Origin of the sequence: Streptosporangium sp. NPDC049078, assembly GCF_040648855.1 — a bacterium.
Classification (GTDB): Bacteria; Actinomycetota; Actinomycetes; order Streptosporangiales; family Streptosporangiaceae; genus Streptosporangium.
Window position 1 is genome coordinate 1 of sequence record NZ_JBEZEL010000044.1, and the last position, 1,645, is coordinate 1,645.

Annotated in this window: 1 protein-coding gene and 2 pseudogenes; 2 read left to right on the plus strand and 1 reads right to left on the minus strand. The window is 69.8% G+C overall.

Features of this window, described 5'->3' with window-relative positions; genetic code table 11:
• Positions 1-362, minus strand: a pseudogene (locus tag AB0B90_RS38610) (phospholipid carrier-dependent glycosyltransferase); the annotation flags it as partial.
• A gap of 96 nt (positions 363-458) precedes the next feature.
• On the opposite strand from AB0B90_RS38610, the gene rsmI reads away from it, so the two are divergent.
• Together rsmI and AB0B90_RS38620 are read left to right on the plus strand one after the other, a co-directional pair.
• A complete protein-coding gene (gene rsmI, locus AB0B90_RS38615; protein WP_350950451.1) occupies positions 459-1,313 on the plus strand; it encodes a 16S rRNA (cytidine(1402)-2'-O)-methyltransferase in 855 nt (284 codons plus the stop codon).
• A gap of 54 nt (positions 1,314-1,367) precedes the next feature.
• Positions 1,368-1,645, plus strand: a pseudogene (locus AB0B90_RS38620) (phospholipid carrier-dependent glycosyltransferase); the annotation flags it as partial.

The following is a 1,645-nucleotide window of genomic DNA, read 5'->3' on the forward strand; positions in this document are numbered from 1 at the left end:
ACCACGTAGGAGGCGCACTTGTCGATCTCGTTGGGCGCGCAGTCCTGCCAGATCGCGGTGCTGCCGTCCATCAGGATCTTGTCGGCGTCCTTGACGACGTTGTGCTCGGCACCGAAGTTGATCAGTGCCCAGGCGTCCTTGGCGTAGTACGTCTCGTCGAACATGATCGCGCGCGGGTGGCCGAGGTTCGTGAAGCGCAGGATGCCCCCGAACACCGCGACCAGCAGCGGGCCCAGCCAGCCCCACAGGGCGCCGCCGGGCATCGGCGGCACCAGCCGGTCGCGCACCGAGCCCTCGTGCCCGCCGGACGGCTGGGGCTCGGGCTGCTCTGACGCCTGGTTGGTGAAGTCGGTCACGGCCACTCCGACATCGTACGGTCCCCCCACCCCCTCCAGCCCAGAGAAAACCTGTCAGATGTCTAATTCGAGAGCTTCTTCCCAGGCTGGGGGCGATCAGGAATGCGGGAGGATGAAACGGTGAATGAAAACGGCAGGCTTGTGCTGGCAGGGGCTCCGATCGGGCAGGCGGGCGACGCCTCGCCCCGGCTGCGGCTCGCGCTGGAGAGTGCCGACGTGGTCGCGGCGGAGGACACCAGGAGGCTGCGCCGCCTCGCGGGGGAGCTGGGCGCGGAGATCGGCGGCCGGGTCGTCTCCTACTACGACGCCAACGAGGCCGGACGTGCCGCCGAGCTCCTCCAGGCACTCCAGGACGGCAAGACCGTGCTGATCATCACCGACGCGGGCATGCCCGGCGTCTCCGACCCCGGTTACCGCCTCACCCACCTCGCGGTCGAGGCGGGGGTCACGGTCACCTCGCTGCCGGGTCCGTCCGCGGTGACCACGGCGCTCGCAGTCTCCGGCCTGCCCAGCGACCGCTTCTGCTTCGAGGGCTTCCCGCCGCGCAAGTCCGGTGAGCGCTCCCGCAGGCTCTCGGCCCTGGCGGAGGAGGAGCGCACGATGGTCTTCTTCGAGGCGCCGCACCGGCTGCACGCCGCGCTCGCGGCGATGGCGGAGGCGTTCGGCGCCGACCGCCGGGCGGCGGTCTGCCGGGAGCTCACCAAGACGTACGAGGAGGTGCGGCGCGGCGGTCTCGGGGAGCTGGCCGAGTGGGCGGCCGGGGGCGTCAGGGGGGAGATCACGGTCGTCGTCGCGGGATACGCCGGGCAGGCCCTGCCGCCGGTGATCGAGGACCTGGTCGGTGAGGTGGCGCGCAGGGAGGAGTCGGGGGTGTCGAGGAAGCAGGCGATCGTGGACGTGGCGAAGGCGGCGGGCATCCCAAAACGCGATCTTTATGATGCTGTCCATCGAGGCTGATTTATCACCATAATTGCCCGAATGGGATTGATACGGGATCGCCTCTTACCCCCCATGCGGGGAAGCGTGCTCTGGGGGTGGCTGGGACCGTCGCTGGTCGCGGTGTTCGGAGGGATCCTTCGCCTCGTCGATCTGGGCAGGCCGCGCGCGGTCGTGTTCGACGAGACGTACTACGCCAAGGACGCCTGGGCGCTGATCCACCACGGGGTGGAGCGAGCCTCGCTCGGCACCGTGGAGGACCCGGTCGCCGACCGCATGATCATCGCGGGGAAGACGGACTTCCTGGTCAAGTGCACGCCGCCGGAGGCCGACCCCTGTCCCCTCTACGTGGC

What these genes read in the sequence shown, in the direction of transcription:
- rsmI (WP_350950451.1), top strand. Translation starts at nt 459, where the DNA reads ATGCGGGAGGATGAAACGGTGAATGAAAACGGCAGGCTTGTGCTGGCA.